Origin of the sequence: Lysinibacillus sp. NPDC056232 (assembly GCF_042267565.1) — a bacterium.
Lineage (GTDB): Bacteria > Bacillota > Bacilli > Bacillales_A > Planococcaceae > Lysinibacillus.
Genome location: NZ_JBHJTF010000012.1, coordinates 18,637 through 36,213, shown reverse-complemented (window position 1 = coordinate 36,213; position 17,577 = coordinate 18,637). Strand labels below are relative to the sequence as shown.

The window sequence follows — 17,577 nt, the reverse complement described above, 5'->3', positions numbered from 1 at the left end:
TGCTATGGATAAAACTATAGCAGGAGCAGTTCTGGAGAGAGCGCATTTTGCGTCGCCGAAGGGTTCACTATCTCAGGCAAAAGGACAGAGGAGTAATATCAACTTTCATCATGAAAGCTATACCACACGAATGTTTTCTTTTTTTGCATACAACATTCGCAATCGGTATTTGTTATTCTGTCGTTTACGGGACTAGTGTCACTACTAGTCTCTTTTTTATTTCCAGTCATAGTTTTTACGTATCTTTGAGGGGGAGCAACGTGGAACAACAACAACAATTAAAACGTGATTTAAAAAATCGCCATGTGCAGCTCATTGCCATTGGCGGAACAATCGGTACAGGTTTATTTTTAGGCTCCGGTAAAGCCATTGCTTTAGCTGGACCTTCCATCATCTTTGCCTATCTAATTGTCGGAACCGCCTTATTTTTCGTCATGCGGGCGTTAGGCGAACTGTTATTATCAAATGCTGGCTATACATCATTTACTGATTTTGCATCCGAATACATAGGACCTTGGGCAGGTTACATCACCGGCTGGACATACTGGTTCTGCTGGATTATGACCGCTATGGCAGATATTATTGCTGTCGGCGTTTATGTACAATATTGGTTTGATATACCACAATGGGTGCCTGCAATTGGCTGTTTAGTACTGTTATTAATGTTGAATTTATTAACTGTAAAACTATTTGGCGAACTAGAATTTTGGTTTGCACTTATAAAAGTCATAACAATTGTGGCACTGATTGTGATTGGACTATTCATGTTATTTACAGGTTTTCAAACAAGCTCTGGCACAGTTTCTGTTGAAAATCTTTGGGCACATGGCGGGTTATTCCCGAATGGCCTTCACGGATTCCTAATGGCATTCCAAATGGTTGTTTTCGCTTTTGTTGGTGTCGAGTTAGTAGGGGTTTCTGCTGCGGAAACAGCCAATCCTAAAAAAAATATTCCTTCTGCCATTAACAAAATTCCATTACGCATTTTATTATTCTACGTAGGGGCATTATTTGTTATTTTATGCATTAATCCTTGGAATGAAATGTCTGCCTCTAGTAGTCCATTTGTACAAGTATTTACACTAGCTGGTATTCCAATTGCTGCGGGTATTATTAATTTTGTCGTTCTAACATCTGCAGCTTCAGCTGGTAATAGTGGTTTATTTTCTACAAGCCGCATGCTTTTTAATCTTGGAAACAACAAACAAGCTTCACCAACGTTTGCAAAGCTCAATAAAAACAGTGTACCAAGTAACGCACTTGTTGTGTCTGCAATTGTTGTATCCGTTGGTGCATTACTAAGTAAATTAATGCCTGAAAACGCCTTTAGTGTTGTTACAACAATTAGTGCCATTTGCTTTATCTGGGTGTGGAGTATTATATTAATCTCTCATATCATCTATAAACGTAAAAATCGTGCACTTCATGAAGCATCAATTTTCAAGGCACCTTTCACTCCGTTCGTGAACTATTTAGTACTTGTCTTCTTTGCATTTTTATTAGTAGTAATGTTCATTTCAGAGGCAACACGTACCGCATTACTATTGACACCAATTTGGTTTATTTTGCTGCTGATTATTTATAAGATGAAAAGAAAGAAAGCAATACGCTAAGTTGTATCGCCCTGGATAGTGACACTTTAAGCAAAGTGAAGCTATTCAGGGCTTTTTTATAGCAAATGAACGGTATAATCCTTGGCGGATGTATAGAAATCCGCTGAAAAAAGTAAAAAAGATGACTCCATTTACTGAAGTCATCTTTCATTTGATTGAATCCGTGACATCCGCCACACCCGCTGAATGAAGTTAAAAAATATTCATATTCCACTCGGTAGCGATATACTTAAGTAAATTCACTCCGGCTACGCTATTCCCGATGTCATCAATTGCTGGTCCGTATATGCCAATACCGCATCCTACAGGAAAAGGTGAGTCTAAGCCTGCATGACTTGGCACAGCCACCAAAATCGCTCCGGAAACGCCACTTTTAGCGGGTAACCCGATAAATGCAGCAAATTTACCAGAAGCATTATACATACCGCAAGTAACCATCAATGCCTTTGCTAATTTTGCTACTTGCTTAGGAAAAAGCTGTGTTTTTGTTAGAGGATGATAACCATCATTGGCGATTACTAAACCAATCATCGCTAAATCCGAAACATTTACTTCAATTGCACATTGTTTCAAGTAAACCTCCAATGCCTCCTCTACAGAACAGTCTAAAAAGCCAGAATCCATTAAATAATAGGCTAATGAACGATTTCGATTTGCAGTTTGCCACTCAGATTGATAAACCTCATCATTAACCTTTAATTTCTTACCAACCATTTGTTCTAAAAAAGAAAGGATTTTTGACACCTTCTCTTGCGGTGAATTTCCGGAAAGCATAGACGATACTGTAATAGCTCCTGCATTAATCATTGGATTAAAAGGTTTTCCAGGCTGATGGCTTTCAAGACGAATGATGGAATTAAAGGTATCACCTGTAGGTTCAACATCTACTCGCTCTAAAACATAGGGTAACCCCCGATCCATACACGCTAAAATAAATGTAACGACCTTTGAAACACTTTGCAGAGTAAATAGTTCCGTTGTATCTCCGGCTTTCATTTCGTCATTATTAGTACCGATAATCGAAATTGCTAATTGATTTGGATCTTTTTCAGCTAAAGCAGGAATATAACTTGCGCATTGTCCCTCTTTAGCAAAAGGACGAAACTGTTCCACCCATTCTGCCGCAAGTTGATTATTATTATGATTGTTATGTTCTGTCGGCATTTTGTAATCTCCTTTCAAAAAATGGCATCTTACGCCATAGCTCGTCTTTAAGTACACTTTACTAAAAAAAATGAATAATAGGCAAAAACAGAGCCTCCATAGTTTACCCTACAAAGACTCTATTTGGTATATTTTTATCAATTATGCCTCGGCATAATTGCGTCCGGAGGCTTTAGGCCAACACGATGTTGGTCACTCAGGCATTTTCATCTCACACCTATAGAGGTGGGAGACTTCTGAAGCTGACTTTACTTTCATTTGCTGAAAGAAGTTAAAGTTTTGGAGGCTTAGTACCTTCTGGAATTAGCGAAACATAAGTCTCCCCATCTAGACGTTCTTCCCATTCTTTTTTAGCTTCTTCAATAAGTGCTGGATTATCGATTAGATTCACAGCCGTGCAAGCCATTATTTTCGCTGCTTGTAACATCCCCTTATGCGCTATTGGCATAACACCCTGTGATACAACTTGCCAAGTATGAAGTGGTGTACCTAGTGCCATACATACAGTTGTACATTGAACAGTTGGGACATTCCAGTTCACATCCCCAACGTCCGTTGATCCATCCATTATAAATTCAGGTAGGACACTTGGGATTTGGTTCGCAATAACTTTACCTTGTAGCTGAACAACATCTTCTTTTTTTAGACCCATTAACGATGATACCTGAATTTCCGGAGTAAATGTATTAAAAATAGCTTGGGCATGCTGTTCATCTACCCCAACATTCATGAGCTCAACTGTATCTAATGCACTCCGTCCCAAATGTGGTGCTGCTGCTGCATGTGCACTTTTTCCCGTAAACTTAAAAGTAGCTGCATAATTTCTTATTAGGTTATCTGTTTTTTATATGTACTTTTCCCTCCAAATTTCCTAGAATAGTAATTGGAAATGTAAGGGAGGATTTTGAAATGAAAAAATTATTCTACATAGGAGCTATGTCAGCATTACTACTTGCTGCATGTGGAGAAGCTGAAAAGCCTATTCCTGAAAATAAATCTATTGAGTACCCTAAATCTAGCGAACAAAAAGATGCTGAGGAAAAAGCTCTAGCTGAACTGAAAGCGAAAGAGGATACTGAAGACAAATCTGAAAAAGAAATTACGGTAAATGAAGTAAAAGAAATAGTCGAGTATGATGGTATGGGTGAGAATGACAAATTAATTAGTTTAACCATTGAAAATGGTGAGATTAAAGCAGTAATAGACTTAGCGCCAAATAAATTCAATTTACCACCAAAAGACATCGCAGTGTCTAAGTATAGTCAAGTGTCTGATGCGTTGCTAAATGAAGAAGGCTGGAACACATTAACGATTGAATATGTTGGTGTTGGAACAGTATCTATGGATATATCTGAAAAAGAATCAAATGAAATCGGTATGTATTATTTCCCTGTAGCAGTTATAACAGAAAGGTTGAAGTAATAATTTAGCTACCCATACGGGTGGCTTTTTTATTATCAAAAATAATCGATTTTTATTATAGTAAAAAAGTCCCTAAGTAGTTAAAGTTATCTTTGGAGGTTAATTAAAGAAATGACCTTTTACAATTTTAAGGAGGATACATAATGGTTAATATGTTTAAAAAAAGTTTTATTTATTTAGCGTTAATGCTGTTAGTACTAGTTAGCTTTAGTATCGGAAGTGCATCGGCAGCAGAAGGAGTTGACTATGAAGAAGGAGTATCTAATTTAAATAACACTCCTGAGAATAGTGCGAAAATAGGAGATCAGTTACTTAAACCTGAAAAAGGATGGAAAAGATATGATGATAGTAATCCAATCATTAAATATATTGGATCGTGGGATATAGTTTCTGGACATAGTGATTATAATAAAACCCAGCATTTTACTACTTATAATACTCAAGCTGCTATTGATTCCTACTTTACCTTTAACTTTAAAGGAACGAAATTAAGAATTATCTCTCCAGCATGGAATACTTCTTCTTCAAATATAGAAGTTATAATAGATGGGAAAATCATCGAAACTTATTCTGCTTACAGCAATAAACAACAAAGACAAACTTTAATCTATGAAGAAGTTGGTCTAGAAGATAAAATACATGAAGTAGTTATTAAAAATAAAACTACTAAGTATTTAATATTAGACGCTATTGATATAGATGGAGAGTTAATTAACATAGATTCTACTGAATCTATAACTTTAGATAGGAATGCACTAGAACTTCTAGAAAGTAGCCAAGATAAGTTAATAGCTACAGTTACACCTGATACTGCAAAAGTAATCTGGTCATCAAGTGATGAATCAATTGCTACTGTAGATCAGGATGGTAATGTTACGGCCCTTCACGAAGGTGAAGCAATTATTACTGCGAAGATTGAAGGTACTGATATTACAGCCACTAGTACAGTAATTGTTAAGAAACCAAACAATGAATTGTCAAATGCGATTTTAAGTATCACATTAGTAAACGGTATTACAAAAGAATATGACGTTACTAATATAGTTATAAATAACTATTTGAAATGGTTTGAAAGTGCACAAGGTACATCAACATTCAAATTTTCAAAAACAATTTCACCTTATAAAAAAGTAACGGAATATATTGTTCATGATAAAATCGCTTCATTTGAAGTAAGAGAATATTAAACAAAAAATGACCAGGTACTCACTTTCAATTGAGCACCTGGTCTTTATTTTGGTGACTTAATAATAATTTTTCAACCTGTGTTTTTAATGCCATATTAGCATAAGTAAACACTTGGTCTTCACCAGCTGTGGCAATAATTAAATCGCTAAAGTTTTCATCGACCTTTTCCCACCGGACGACTCTTATTTTATCTTTGGCCAACAGCCTTTTAGCATTGTAACATTCTTGTGAAATATCATCTAAAAGCTTATCAAGGATTGGCAAATATACTTTGCTCAATTTAAGGTTTTCTATTACTTTGTAGTCGCGTTGCAATGATTGAACGGCCATATCATAAACCACATATTTGTGCATTAGTCGCCTTTGCTCGAAACTTATCATACAACCTCTCGCTCCTTAGAAAAGAACATTCGTTTGCATTATTTTAGAACAGACGTTCGTGTTTTGGCAAAGGGAAGTTTTTGGAAATAAAAAAGACTAGGCGCTCATTTAAGTATCTAGTCCCTTGCATGTCGTGTTCCCTATTTAATCCTGTTTAAAGCATGATCTAATTCATTTAGCCAATGCTTCCCACCATAAACGATAAATGTTGTTTCATTCTCTTCTTCATCAAAAACATGAATTCTTTGTGTGATGAAAAGATTTAACCCTAGTTTAACTTGATCTACTTCATCCAAATATATTTCCCAATATAAGTTAGGATTAATATTAAAAGCGTGAGCGCAAAAAATCAGACGTTGATTTGTTAACAACAAACGGCCTCCATCAGATTTAGTTGCACTGTAATACATATTCGCTACCCCTGAGCGTATAGGGAATTCATTTGTATTCATTTCAATTTCGTGAAAGAAGATTTTTTTATTTGCTAGTTTATATTCATCGGAATCAAAAGTGATTTGTTTCGCCTTTGATGTAATAATATAACTACCACAGTACTCGCAAACATTTTCCGTTGGATCAAATGTTGCAGCACAGTTTGGACAATTTAAAGCTTTAACCATCGCTTCATCGCTCCTAATAGTCAGAAAAGATGATATGTGCTAGCTTATCCTGTGAGACTCTTGTCTGACTAGCAATTTTATAAGGTATGTATCCCGAAAATAGCCAAAAATCAACCTCTTGATTATAGGTTTCCACAAGATGTTTCGTTTCTGTAGCAATCGAATAAATATATGAAATAACCTCCATATCTTGTTCGATTTCATGTGCTAACTCGATAATTTTTTCTACTGATTTTATTGGGCCAACAACACCTATTTTATACATCTTTAGTTCCTACCTTCTATGTCAAACTACTTTTGTTATGACAAAAAATCCTCAATTATTATACAGATTAACTATAAATAGTATATCGAAGAATTGATATTCTACACAAATATAAAAGATAAATTTAACCAAAAGGCTTTTTTTACTGAAAAATAATTGTATTAATGAAATTAAGGGTGTCGTTTTCAGTGGGGCGCTTTCTTGGGAGCGTCAGGGCAACGTGCGAAGCGGTAGGGTGTTTTTTTGCGCGAAAGCGAAGTGGCAGCGGCAGGGTGTTGGTCATGAAGGCGTTATCAAACTTACTGTCATTCAACTTTCGAATTTTATCGGAACACTTTCTCGTTTTATCACCCAACTTTTGAATTTTATCGATAAACTTTCTCGTTTTATCACCCAACTTTTAATTTTTATTGACATCCTCATGCATGGCGCGCACATTAAAACCCCGAATAATTTCGTTATTCGGGGTTTGGCTTTTAAACGATTTTATAAATCGTTTGCATACATTTTCTTATATAAAATTTCTAATTTTTTCGAGAGCTTACCATAGGCAGTTTGCCAAGTTTTACGAGCTGCTTCATTATCTTCTGTCGCAGGTACATAAAGAGCATGTACATCGGCTACTTTTTTCAAGTCACTCTCGGCTTGTGTTAGTTTAGAATAATTTTTCACGACGCTCTTTTCCGAAGAACTAAGGCCATCATATGCTGTTCGGATTTCTTTTACTTTCGTTTCCAAGTCATCAATATATTCACCATTTACAATCAGTGAATTAATGGATTCAACTAATTTCAAAGCACTTTCATTAGACTGTTGTTGACCTTGATCTTTATCAATAATGGATTGTCGTATTTCTGGACTAATTAAACTCATTTGTTTTGAAGTTAGCTTATTAAAAGCTTTAATAACAGTTGTTGGGTTACTAGTAAATGATTTTTCATACGTCTTCATAAATGATTCTACTTTTTTCACATCGGAAACCGCTGTTGTTAAGATCGACGCATTCGTAATACGTTTTTTATCACTAGAGCTTAGCTTTTTATATTGAGTTGAAAGCTCATTAATCTTTTCTATTGATACTGTATACGAATCATTATCATTTGAGACCATTTTTGCAATTTCATTATTTAATGTTGTGATATCTGGTGCATTACCGTCTTCTAGACGATTATTGAGCAAATCTTCATATTGCTGTTTGGCTAAATGCTGTTGATTTGCTGGCAGCTTAGCATATGCAGTTTGTACGGTTTGAATTTTTTTCGCTTGTTTCGCTGCATCGGTTTCTTCTCGGGCAGTTTGCACTTTTTTATGGAATGACTTAACACCAGAAAGATCTTTACTCGCAGCTGTTAATAAATAATAGTTTGTGACGTACTTTCGTCCACCGGAAGATAGGTTTTTATATTTTGTCGTTGCTGCATTTACAGCACTTTCGAATTGTGCAAATGTATATTTCGTTACATTAGCAAGCTTCTCAACTTCGGCTTTCAAAGCCAATGCAGCAGCTTTATCAGCAGGTTCCTTACCATTTAAATCAACTGTAATAGTCGGTGTATTTAATAAAAAATCGTTAGCATTATAAACAAGCGATTGTTGTAAACTAGTTAACTTATTGTAAGCTTTCAATACATTCGTGTAGTTCGTTTTTAACTTACTCTCAGCTACCCCCGGCGTTTCTGAAAGCTTTTGATAAGCGTCCATGTCCTTAATGATTTTTTCAGCTGCTTTAAAATCCTTTTGTAAAGTTACCAAGCTATCATATCCGACAACTTTAGCCGCTGAATTTTTCGTTAAACCCTTATATTCATTAATAATACGGTTTACATTACTGACATGTCCTTGCCAAGAATCTTTTGATGGATCTATAGGGTAACTGTCATCCACATCGCCGACATAACTGTCAATCTCTCTATTTAAGTTGTCTATTTGATTGTTTTCTGCGTTTTCAGCTTTAAGTAATGTATTCATATATTTTTCTGGTACAAGCTTAAGTTGTTTATAAGTTAACTTTTCAAAAGCCGTACGTATAGATTTTGCTGTAGTCACCTGTTTGCTAGTTGAATCTTTTTCTGACAACTTATCGAAAAGTTTAATAAATTGTTCAATCTTTTTGATATCCGACTTAGCATCACTTAAAATTGCTTGATTTTGAACAGTCGCTCGGTAATTTTGAGATAATTTCGCTATATCCTTTTCAATTGTTTCTACTGCTGATTTTAAAGATTCGATGCTAGTAGGTACATACGTAACAAATGAACTTTTATAGTCTAATAGTGCAACAATCTCTTGATTTAGTCTTCTAACTTCTTTAAAGTCTTCGATATCTGTAGGATCTTTCAAAATGTCTTTAATGCTATTGTATAAGGCATCGTTTAGATCTAAGCTACGTTGTAATAAATCAAACTTATCATAGGCCTCTTCAATTTCTTTTAAATATTTTGACAGATCTTTTTCATTCACTTCATTAACTTTATCTACTTTCTCATTTAACTTGCTTATTAAATCTACATCTGCAGTCGCTCTCTTTAATACATCATAATTTTTCACATTCGCCTTTGCTGCAGCAGATAGTCCCTGATATTTACTTTCTAATTCCGTTACTTTTGCCTTAAAAGATTCTAAACTTGTTACATTATATTTGTTGTCATTTATTAATAAAGTTTTAATTTCTTCAATCATTGAATCGGATGGTTCATTAGATATTGTTATCACATCAGACTCAACAGATTCTACCAAAGAAGTTCCTACCTTTGCCTGTACTTTGACCATTATATCTGTAATGCCATCTGTTAAAGCATTATTAGGAATTCTGTATGTGTCCTTAGTAGCTCCATCAATTATTGTGAAGGATTCACCAACTTTATAAAACCATTGATAGCTGTATGTAATTTGATTGCTTTGTAATTTTGCCCCAGCATCATCGGTTACAATTGCTCCTCCTACTTGTACTGATTCACCAGGTACTGCATAATTTGAACTACTATCTATTCTTGGCTTAGTTATTGAAAGTTTTAGTTCATTAATCGAACAGGGTTCACTCTTATACTTATCGCCATTTGTTGTAGTCGCTTCCACGAAAACTGCTTTGCCTGCTGCTTCTACTGGTACTGTAAATGACGCTGTTGTGGCACCAGAGATTGGTTTATTCGTTGAATCATTAGAGCCATCTACATAGTACCATTGATAACCTTTAACAATTGAGTTTGCTGGTAAGTTTTCGATAGAAGCTTTTAATGTTTCATTTACTGTATTTTTCCCTGTAACTGTAACTGTATCAGCTCCTGCCGCTCCTGCAACTGTTGGTACAAATAGAGCTGCTGGGATAGCTGCAGCTGTGAAAAGTAATTTTTTATTCAAATTTCCATACCTCCTCTATCATCTATTGAATTATATCGGCTACATTTTTAATAATTCTCTTCATTTTATAGATTAATTCTAAAAAGTGTATTTCCTCCTATTTCAATGCAAAAAATAATAATATTTTGATTTTATATAAATTTTTATACTACCTAAGTTTTTCAGTTCATATTTTTATTCAGCAAATGTCATTTATTTTAGCAAATTTCATATTTTTAGTCCCTTTAGTATAAAAACAAGCTCCTATGCGACAAGCAATAGACATCTTCAAACAAAGAGACTAGGGATTCTGGGATTTTGAAAAATGTGATTTATAAAACTGATTCAAATAACTAACCTGAACAAGGCATTTACGGAGCAAATTATATGTTTCTAGTTTCAGGAAATATATCATAATACAACTGTTTATTAGGATATTAACAAGAAAATAAGGGGATTGGTGGTACTACGGAGGATCTTTATAAACCTTTAGAGTGGCTACGTAAAATACGCAAACCAAGCAGAACTTTACAATGATGTTGAAAAGTATCTTCGTGCTCACGCTAAGCGCATTTAATGAATAAAATCAAAGAGGCATCTCAACTAATGATTTGGGATGCCTCTTTCTAAGTTTCAAAATATAATATTGATGCTCCATTCTATTGCTTATAAAGCATATAAGTTTTTTCATAACAATCGACGTAATGCACACGCTCTACTTCGCCTGATATTGAATAAAAAAATATCAATCGTTCATAAATCATCTCGGTTAAAAAAGCTGTTTTCGTAGAGTCATGACTAAATGGTATAAGCTTAAATTTATATAAAGCTCCATACATCTTAGGGACTGTTAGATAAAGTTCTTTATTTTTAATAGTAATGGTAAGTACTTTGTCTTCATTTTCTATTACATATTGTCCGACGATAGATTCTCTCTTTGTGAATGCTATCGGAACTCTAGGTGCCGGTGAAGATACATTTTTATCAAAAACGATTTTTGCAATCTCTCTACTTAAATGCATGACAGGTGAAACATTCATATTGCTTAAAAAGATAATCGTAACTTGGTCATCTACAAATCTAAGAAAATCACTTGAAAAACCGCTAATATCACCAAAATGATGCACACATTTTTTCTCCATTAATTCAGAGACCATCCAACCACACGCATAAGACCCAAGATTTGGAGTCAACATTTTCTCTGTTAATTCCTTATGAAGGATTTCGGAAGATTTTAAGGCCTGATCCCAAATAAATAGGTCCTCTGTTGTCGAATATAAACCATAGGAACCTAATGGAAATGACAAATCGGCATACGCTGCATGAATTGGCTCTTCCCAAAATGAATAGCCAGATGCTAAACCTGGAATCACCTTTACTCCATCATCACAGCCTGTATGATACATACCTAATGGATGGCATATATGCCGCTGTATGTAATCTGCATAAGACATGTCTGAAACTTTTTCAATAATGGCTGTTAACAACGCATACGCTGAATTTGAATAGCCAAATTTACTACCAGGTTGAAACTCTAATGCCCTACCTTTAAAGGAATCAATTAGCTGATCTAACGTTGATGGCAATCTCATTGTATGAAACCAAAAATCAGAAAAATTTGTATAATTAGGTATCCCAGAACTATTAGTTAAGCAATTATAAATTGTTATTTGTTGACCATTCGGATAATCATGTAGATATTTTCCTACGTAATCGTCTATATTCAATTTTTGCTTCTCATGCAATTGAAGTATAGCCATAGCTGTAAATGCTTTCGTGAGTGACCCTATACGAAATTTTGTTGTTGGCACATTTGGAACGCTATGCTCCCAATTCGCCATACCAAATCCTCTGTTTAAAAGAATATTCTCATTAGATGCAATTAAAATAGTACCATTCAAATAACCGTTTCGATTATAAGAATCTACCCAATTATTTAATCGTTCCTTTATTGGCATGTGAGTTTCTCCTTACTAGAATGATTTATCATACTTTATATTGATGGATTTTCCTTGCCTGATGAGTTGCCAAATCCGCATATCTTGTAGGGATTGGTAAACGGCTATCTTTTTCAATAAAATACATCGTTATATTAGTAGCCGTATCTAAATCAATCTCGTTACCACATGAAACAAATATCGGTTTAACATCCTTTCTACTTCTTAAAGCACGACCATATACTACCTCATCAATCACAATATCAGTAAACGCCCCAGCTATATTTTCTGGCATTATAAAATCTGTGTTCTCTATTTTATAATAAGTTTTGGCAACACCAATTGTCGGTTTTTCCAAGAAGAATGAGGCATGTGTAGCAATGCCCATATGACGACTATGCAAATAACCATTTCCATCAAACATATAAAGGTCTGGATTCGTTCTCAACTTTTTTACAGCCTCTAATACAAGAGGCAATTCACGAAAGGCTAAAAACCCAGAAATATATGGAATTGTAATTTCATTTATGTACTCAATTTGTTCAACGATCTTTTTGGAATTAAAATCAATAACTTGAATGCAACAAGCTCCATATTCTTTATTATTTTCAACCCAATAGGCAATATCTACTCCTGCAACGAGTTTAATTTGATTAGCTGAAAAATTGTTTTGTAGGGAAATACGCTTCCTTAATTCATTTTGTTGCGATGTATAATTTAGGATCATTTCTTCCATTTCCATGAAGATATCTTCTCCTCTATATATAAATATACTATCATGATACATAAATAACGGTATTTATCAAGGGATATATTGTAATCCAACACAAAAACCTCCAATCCATACACGTACTGTGAATTTTGCACAATACGAAAAGATTAGGAGGTACGAAAATAGCTCATGTCTTTCTTTCTATTCATCTCTTATCCTCTACTAGGAGTTGGCCTTTTATGATACGTATCGTAGTCATAGGAATGAGTAAAATTCCTTTCAATTACTTTAATTCGAATGGACATTCCTTCTCCTACATTGGTGTTGATAGAAAACTGACCATGAAAGGCCTGTACCCTATCTTGCATTCCCCTGATGCCCATTGACTCAGCAAGAATGATGTCATCCATTTCACATCCCACACCATCATCAGAATAAATAATTTCAAAGCCCTCTTCTGTTTCTAACAGATGAATTTCGACAGTGTTGGCATACGAATGTTTTAACGCATTGTTTAACAACTCTTGGAAGAGCCGATAAATCATCAAGTTTAAACGCTCATCCTCTAAATATAGACGATCAATTGTGTAAATTAAAACAAAATCAGCACGCTTATGAACTTTTTGAATAAGCTTCTCAAGCGCAGCATTTAAGCCTAATGTATCTAATAATGGCGGCTTTAAATTTTCACAGTAGCCTCTTAAATCATTTAAAGATGTAATCATGTGTTCATGAATCTTAGTAAGACCCGATTGAATATCCGTCTTTTTCTTCGCATGGATAAATACATCCATCTCTCTAGCAATATGGAGCTGCTCTTGTAAAACGGTATCATGAAGCTCTTGAGCTAATTGGTATTTTTCTTTTTCAAATCGTAGCCAAAGTAGCTTATTGAGCCACGGTAACTGACTTTTATCAGCCTCTTTCATATGCTTTAACTGTTCTAATAGATCTTCCACCATTTTCGTATTTTCTATAAAATTATTTACATATAAAAGCAATAATTCAAGCCATAATAATTCCTCATCCTTTAGATAAATAGATTTATTGTGGTCTACGACTAGTATTCTTTTATAATTCACATCTTGGTGGATAAAAGCAATATAAAAATGCTCTGTCTTCTTTATATCTCCCAATCGGAGTTGCTCAAGCTGTATTTCGTTCAATTGATTTTGAGTAAATTCTTTTGATGTGCTTGTGGAAGTAACTTGATGTCTTTGCAAATCGTAGGTTAATACGTAAACATGTTTAATCTCAAGGTGTAAAGCAATTTCTTGGACAAATCTCTCAAGCAAGTCTTCAATCTTTACGACCCTTCCAATACTATCAACTGTCGTATACAATCGATGGATATAATCCCCTTTTGTTGAAAAAAGAATTTTTCGCTTATGATAATCTATTTTCTCTTTAATATAGAAAAGTGCGATTAAAGAAAAGAACGTAAAAAAGAAAATTTTCGCCATGCTTGAAATAGATAAATCAGTTAGCCAATAAAGACCCATTAACAGCCAAATGGTAAAAACAAATGAAAAATTAAAATAATGACGTAAACGGGTAATAAAGTACTCCATATCAAATATACGTTCAGTAAGCTGTGTACATATAAAGCTGTATGGTATGAATATCAAGAATAAGGAAGCTATATCGGCCGAGAGTATTTGTTTATTGAAAAATATTTTTGGCAGCGCATATAGGAACAGAAATGGTAGAAACGGGATGATGATACTACTCAATAAGATTTTTAACTGTGGTGTTTTAAATTTAAAGTAACTTATTCCCAATATACCTAGAATTACAATTAGCAAAGTGAAAAATATACATAAAGTTAAACTAGAGAATATAGGATTGGTAAAAGGATATAATATACTACAAATACTTAAAAAAACAGCAATCAAAGGAAGTATATAAAATATTTTAATATTGTTAATAAATATCCATTTTAAATTCAAAAACAAAAAGTATTTCTTTAGAAAGTGAATTAATAGGACTAGGCACAATAGCATACTACTTCGGTTTACAATAGTACCGATATTATCCAATCTACCTGACACTCCTATACTAACATAAGCCAATGAGACAGTTAGAATAAAAAATATAAGTAAATTCACTAAAGGATTATCTTTTTGTTTAAAATATAAATATAGAGAAATTATTAGCGTTAAAAAATAGTAACAAGTTGGTGCTATTAGAACATAATAAAATTGTTGGGGAATATCTTGTGGCTTTATGTGTACATAAATTAAGTTACCATTGGGTTTCTTTATCGTTAAGTCATTTGCTGCTCGTAATACGAAGTCATACTTTATATTAGAAATATTATTGATCTCTGTTCCATCTACATTTAAAATAATATCTCCGGCTTCAATTTGTTGTTTAGTAGCCCAATCTCTGTAATATGAATCTACCACTAACCATTCTCCATTTTCTTCCTTAACCTCAATATTTATAAAAGACTTGCTATAAGTTACATAAAGTAAATAAAAACCAATTATTAAATAAATACTTATTACAAGCAAAAACCACTTACTTTTAATATTACTTAGTACCAAAGGCGAAGATCTACACGCAGCAGCTCTACATCAAAAGATTCTAGAATTGCCTTTTGTTCAAGTTCTGTAACGCCAAATAGAGAAGCTTTTTTTTCTTTTAACAAAGTTACCAACGACGGATTTTGCTCCAAATATTGAATCATGTTAATCATAAAATCTCCCCATTTCATTATTTTTTTTAGTTACACTTTCCGGAGTGCTATTGGCAATCATTACCAAGGGATTAATAACCAAAAATGTAACTACACCTCCATTATACTATCGTTTTACTTTTAATCAACAATATTTTCTACAATTCGCTAAATAAACAATAGATTACGTAGCACTTTCACACAATGTACCAATTTTTAAAATATTTATCTTTAACACTATTTTAAACTTCCATACCTAAATATCATTTCAAAATTTAAAATAAAAAAGCGTATTCCTTCTACTCTTTAAAAGTCGAAACACGCTAATGTTTTATAATTTATCTTTTTAAAGAAACTACTTTTAGTCCTTGTCCAATTTCCCCCAATGATTCGATTTGCCTTATCGCTTGATAGTAAGGGTATTCATTAACAAGTTCACAAGGAAGTGTTTTAGAACATTTTAGTAAATCAAAAGCAGATATCTTTATGTGCAAAACATTTTTTATTTTGACTAAATCTTTTAATCCGCCAATGGGTAAAGCTGTTAACACAATGCTACAAGTTTCAATAGGGTTATCTAACTCCCCTTCCTCTAACTCACTAACACAACCGCTATCAACCCAACTGTTAAATTCTACGGCAATAATAGTTGCATTTTGTGGATTCATATCTCCGCAATCCAAGACGAATATCTTACTCTCTTCATCATTTAGTTCCATTAAAAAGACATTGCCGCCACCATCATCGCCAATAGCAACGAAACCTTTTGCATACTCATTTACTTCCCAAGTTTCGTTTCTCTCCATAAGATCCTCAGTACCATAAATCAACACACCACCAGCAATGGAAAAGCCATTAGTGTTTTTTAGTAAGCTTCTATATGTAACAGGTAGTCTAATATTCATTTTATCTTCTAGACTACGAATTTCATTCTCACTTGCTGGGGCATTTTTAATTAAATCAGAAATATTATTTAAATTAAACATTGTTCACCACCTTGTAATCTATATCTGCTGGATTACTATTCCCTTCTCAAATTCAATTAAAGTTTTTTGAAAAATCAATGCTATCGTTTCTGTTGCTAATCTGTCTGGTGAATTTTTTTAACTTCTTTTAGATTCATATATATTTACCTTTTTATGTATATATTAAGTCTATTAATCTATTTAGCGGGCAGACACTCCCTATTAAACCACCGAAGCTCTTTTAACGTTAAATGGATCCACGTTCCCTTCTTCTAACATATCCTCAAATTTCTCTGCTCCATGTTTTGCAAAATAATCATATTCGGACTGCGAAATGAAAAATGCTAACAGCAGTTTTCCATCCCTTTCGTTAGAGTCTGTATGGGCCGTACTATATTCTTCTGGAAAAGCATACAGCTCAGTAAAATAGACAGCACTTTTATTATATTTATGAACAAAAGCAGCATCAATGTTCTCTATTCCACTTATTGCTAAGCCTCTCCCTATCTGCATTTGATTTTGGACACAGTAAAATAACGTATTTGCAAGAATATAGCCCGAACTATTAAACGCTCCATCAACTACCATAGAAATCTCAATATAATCGCCCGTTATTTCGGTAAATTTACTCAAACCAAGTGTGGTATAAACCAAGCATTCTTCAAAGACATTTTCATACTTCAAAATTTGGATACTTGGCATTTTTTCACTATCTTTATACACCTCCCGATCGATTGGCTTTCCTAAAAATTTAGTGTAATGATCGAAGTAAAGAGTTCCATAGTTAATCATCTAATTTCTCCTTTAGTTCCTTCTATATTATTTCCGCTTAAATTTCAACTAAAGACAGCACTTCAAAATTAGCGCAGTAAAATTTAATAATGTTGTTTTCATAATCTTCTACTAAATATTTATTATCTAATTCAAAACCATTGTTACTTAAATTATGAATTGTAAAGCCCATTAATTGGTTATAACTATTTCCGAATCCTATTAAATCAAGAGAAGAAACATCATTAAATTTCATCTTCAACGTATACTTACTTCTATCCATCTCTACTAAAAAAACTACTTCTAAATAGGAAACTTCATCATAATATGAATTGTATCCTATATAATAATTGAAACCTGTAATATAGTTAACATTCGTTGAACTGAAATTGGGAATCTTTTTTGGAATTACTGTTTCTTCATACCACTCTTTTGTCATTTGCATTGTTTACTCCTTTGACCATTGTTTATAATTAAAGATTCCCTATATCTTCAATAACAGCACTTTCATCCTGAATTCCGA

Annotated in this window: 16 protein-coding genes, 1 pseudogene and 1 riboswitch; of the genes and pseudogenes, 3 read left to right on the top strand and 14 right to left on the bottom strand. The window is 33.7% G+C overall.

Going from position 1 to position 17,577, the window contains the following annotated elements; all coding sequences use genetic code 11:
- The first annotated feature begins 21 nt into the window (after positions 1–21).
- Positions 22–98: riboswitch (glycine riboswitch) on the top strand.
- A gap of 162 nt (positions 99–260) precedes the next feature.
- Positions 261–1,613: an amino acid permease gene (locus ACFCYJ_RS11260; protein ID WP_376074072.1), complete on the top strand. Its 1,353-nt coding sequence runs from the start codon at positions 261–263 to the stop codon at positions 1,611–1,613.
- 192 nt (positions 1,614–1,805) lie between these two features.
- Here ACFCYJ_RS11260 and ACFCYJ_RS11255 read toward each other — a convergent pair whose 3' ends face one another.
- Together ACFCYJ_RS11255 and ACFCYJ_RS11250 are read right to left on the bottom strand one after the other, a co-directional pair.
- Entirely contained in the window at positions 1,806–2,777 is a 972-nt protein-coding gene (locus tag ACFCYJ_RS11255) for a glutaminase (protein WP_376074071.1), read from the bottom strand.
- Positions 2,778–3,048: 271 nt separating this feature from the next.
- Positions 3,049–3,591 (bottom strand): annotated as a pseudogene (locus ACFCYJ_RS11250) (zinc-binding metallopeptidase family protein); the annotation flags it as partial.
- Positions 3,592–3,686: 95 nt separating this feature from the next.
- Here ACFCYJ_RS11250 and ACFCYJ_RS11245 point away from each other — a divergent pair.
- Positions 3,687–4,199 carry a hypothetical protein gene (locus tag ACFCYJ_RS11245; RefSeq protein ID WP_376074070.1) on the top strand — a complete coding sequence of 171 codons (513 nt, stop codon included), beginning with the start codon at positions 3,687–3,689 and terminating at the stop codon, positions 4,197–4,199.
- A gap of 143 nt (positions 4,200–4,342) precedes the next feature.
- Positions 4,343–5,386 (top strand): Ig-like domain-containing protein, encoded by a 1,044-nt coding sequence (locus ACFCYJ_RS11240; RefSeq protein WP_376074069.1) that lies wholly within the window; start codon positions 4,343–4,345, stop codon positions 5,384–5,386.
- Positions 5,387–5,411: 25 nt separating this feature from the next.
- On the opposite strand, the gene ACFCYJ_RS11235 is transcribed toward ACFCYJ_RS11240, so the two are convergent.
- The 12 genes from ACFCYJ_RS11235 to ACFCYJ_RS11180 all read right to left on the bottom strand — a co-directional run bounded on the left by ACFCYJ_RS11235 (position 5,412) and on the right by ACFCYJ_RS11180 (position 17,493).
- Positions 5,412–5,768 (bottom strand): YhjD family protein, encoded by a 357-nt coding sequence (locus tag ACFCYJ_RS11235; protein ID WP_483869479.1) that lies wholly within the window; start codon positions 5,766–5,768, stop codon positions 5,412–5,414.
- 140 nt (positions 5,769–5,908) lie between these two features.
- The gene (locus tag ACFCYJ_RS11230; protein WP_376074067.1) at positions 5,909–6,388 is read right to left on the bottom strand and encodes a PH domain-containing protein; all 480 of its coding nucleotides are present in this window, start codon (positions 6,386–6,388) and stop codon (positions 5,909–5,911) included.
- Between the two features lie 13 nt (positions 6,389–6,401).
- The gene (locus ACFCYJ_RS11225; protein WP_376074066.1) at positions 6,402–6,653 is read right to left on the bottom strand and encodes a hypothetical protein; all 252 of its coding nucleotides are present in this window, start codon (positions 6,651–6,653) and stop codon (positions 6,402–6,404) included.
- Between the two features lie 142 nt (positions 6,654–6,795).
- On the bottom strand, positions 6,796–7,050 hold the full coding sequence (locus ACFCYJ_RS11220) for a hypothetical protein (protein ID WP_376074065.1): 255 nt from the start codon (positions 7,048–7,050) through the stop codon (positions 6,796–6,798).
- Between the two features lie 89 nt (positions 7,051–7,139).
- Positions 7,140–10,010 (bottom strand): hypothetical protein, encoded by a 2,871-nt coding sequence (locus tag ACFCYJ_RS11215; protein WP_376074064.1) that lies wholly within the window; start codon positions 10,008–10,010, stop codon positions 7,140–7,142.
- A gap of 638 nt (positions 10,011–10,648) precedes the next feature.
- The gene (locus ACFCYJ_RS11210; RefSeq protein WP_376074063.1) at positions 10,649–11,947 is read right to left on the bottom strand and encodes a serine hydrolase domain-containing protein; all 1,299 of its coding nucleotides are present in this window, start codon (positions 11,945–11,947) and stop codon (positions 10,649–10,651) included.
- A gap of 28 nt (positions 11,948–11,975) precedes the next feature.
- Positions 11,976–12,668, bottom strand: coding sequence for an endonuclease V (locus ACFCYJ_RS11205; protein WP_376074062.1), 693 nt, complete (start codon positions 12,666–12,668; stop codon positions 11,976–11,978).
- A 182-nt stretch (positions 12,669–12,850) separates the two neighbouring features.
- Positions 12,851–15,187 carry an ATP-binding protein gene (locus ACFCYJ_RS11200; protein WP_376074061.1) on the bottom strand — a complete coding sequence of 779 codons (2,337 nt, stop codon included), beginning with the start codon at positions 15,185–15,187 and terminating at the stop codon, positions 12,851–12,853.
- A complete protein-coding gene (gene comX, locus ACFCYJ_RS11195; RefSeq protein WP_376074060.1) occupies positions 15,178–15,339 on the bottom strand; it encodes a competence pheromone ComX in 162 nt (53 codons plus the stop codon). Before comX ends, ACFCYJ_RS11200 begins: the two co-directional genes overlap by 10 nt.
- 317 nt (positions 15,340–15,656) lie before the next feature.
- The gene (locus tag ACFCYJ_RS11190; RefSeq protein WP_376074059.1) at positions 15,657–16,304 is read right to left on the bottom strand and encodes an SMI1/KNR4 family protein; all 648 of its coding nucleotides are present in this window, start codon (positions 16,302–16,304) and stop codon (positions 15,657–15,659) included.
- A gap of 201 nt (positions 16,305–16,505) precedes the next feature.
- Positions 16,506–17,075 carry a suppressor of fused domain protein gene (locus tag ACFCYJ_RS11185; protein WP_376074058.1) on the bottom strand — a complete coding sequence of 190 codons (570 nt, stop codon included), beginning with the start codon at positions 17,073–17,075 and terminating at the stop codon, positions 16,506–16,508.
- Between the two features lie 37 nt (positions 17,076–17,112).
- A complete protein-coding gene (locus ACFCYJ_RS11180; RefSeq protein ID WP_376074057.1) occupies positions 17,113–17,493 on the bottom strand; it encodes a hypothetical protein in 381 nt (126 codons plus the stop codon).
- Positions 17,494–17,577: the final 84 nt, after the last annotated feature.

What these genes read in the sequence shown, in the direction of transcription:
- ACFCYJ_RS11255 (WP_376074071.1), bottom strand. Translation starts at nt 2,777, where the DNA reads ATGCCGACAGAACATAACAATCATAATAATAATCAACTTGCGGCAGAA.
- ACFCYJ_RS11245 (WP_376074070.1), top strand. Translation starts at nt 3,687, where the DNA reads ATGAAAAAATTATTCTACATAGGAGCTATGTCAGCATTACTACTTGCT.
- ACFCYJ_RS11240 (WP_376074069.1), top strand. Translation starts at nt 4,343, where the DNA reads ATGGTTAATATGTTTAAAAAAAGTTTTATTTATTTAGCGTTAATGCTG.
- ACFCYJ_RS11235 (WP_483869479.1), bottom strand. Translation starts at nt 5,768, where the DNA reads ATGATAAGTTTCGAGCAAAGGCGACTAATGCACAAATATGTGGTTTAT.
- ACFCYJ_RS11230 (WP_376074067.1), bottom strand. Translation starts at nt 6,388, where the DNA reads ATGGTTAAAGCTTTAAATTGTCCAAACTGTGCTGCAACATTTGATCCA.
- ACFCYJ_RS11225 (WP_376074066.1), bottom strand. Translation starts at nt 6,653, where the DNA reads ATGTATAAAATAGGTGTTGTTGGCCCAATAAAATCAGTAGAAAAAATT.
- ACFCYJ_RS11210 (WP_376074063.1), bottom strand. Translation starts at nt 11,947, where the DNA reads ATGCCAATAAAGGAACGATTAAATAATTGGGTAGATTCTTATAATCGA.
- ACFCYJ_RS11205 (WP_376074062.1), bottom strand. Translation starts at nt 12,668, where the DNA reads ATGGAAATGGAAGAAATGATCCTAAATTATACATCGCAACAAAATGAA.
- comX (WP_376074060.1), bottom strand. Translation starts at nt 15,339, where the DNA reads ATGATTAACATGATTCAATATTTGGAGCAAAATCCGTCGTTGGTAACT.
- ACFCYJ_RS11190 (WP_376074059.1), bottom strand. Translation starts at nt 16,304, where the DNA reads ATGTTTAATTTAAATAATATTTCTGATTTAATTAAAAATGCCCCAGCA.
- ACFCYJ_RS11185 (WP_376074058.1), bottom strand. Translation starts at nt 17,075, where the DNA reads ATGATTAACTATGGAACTCTTTACTTCGATCATTACACTAAATTTTTA.
- ACFCYJ_RS11180 (WP_376074057.1), bottom strand. Translation starts at nt 17,493, where the DNA reads ATGACAAAAGAGTGGTATGAAGAAACAGTAATTCCAAAAAAGATTCCC.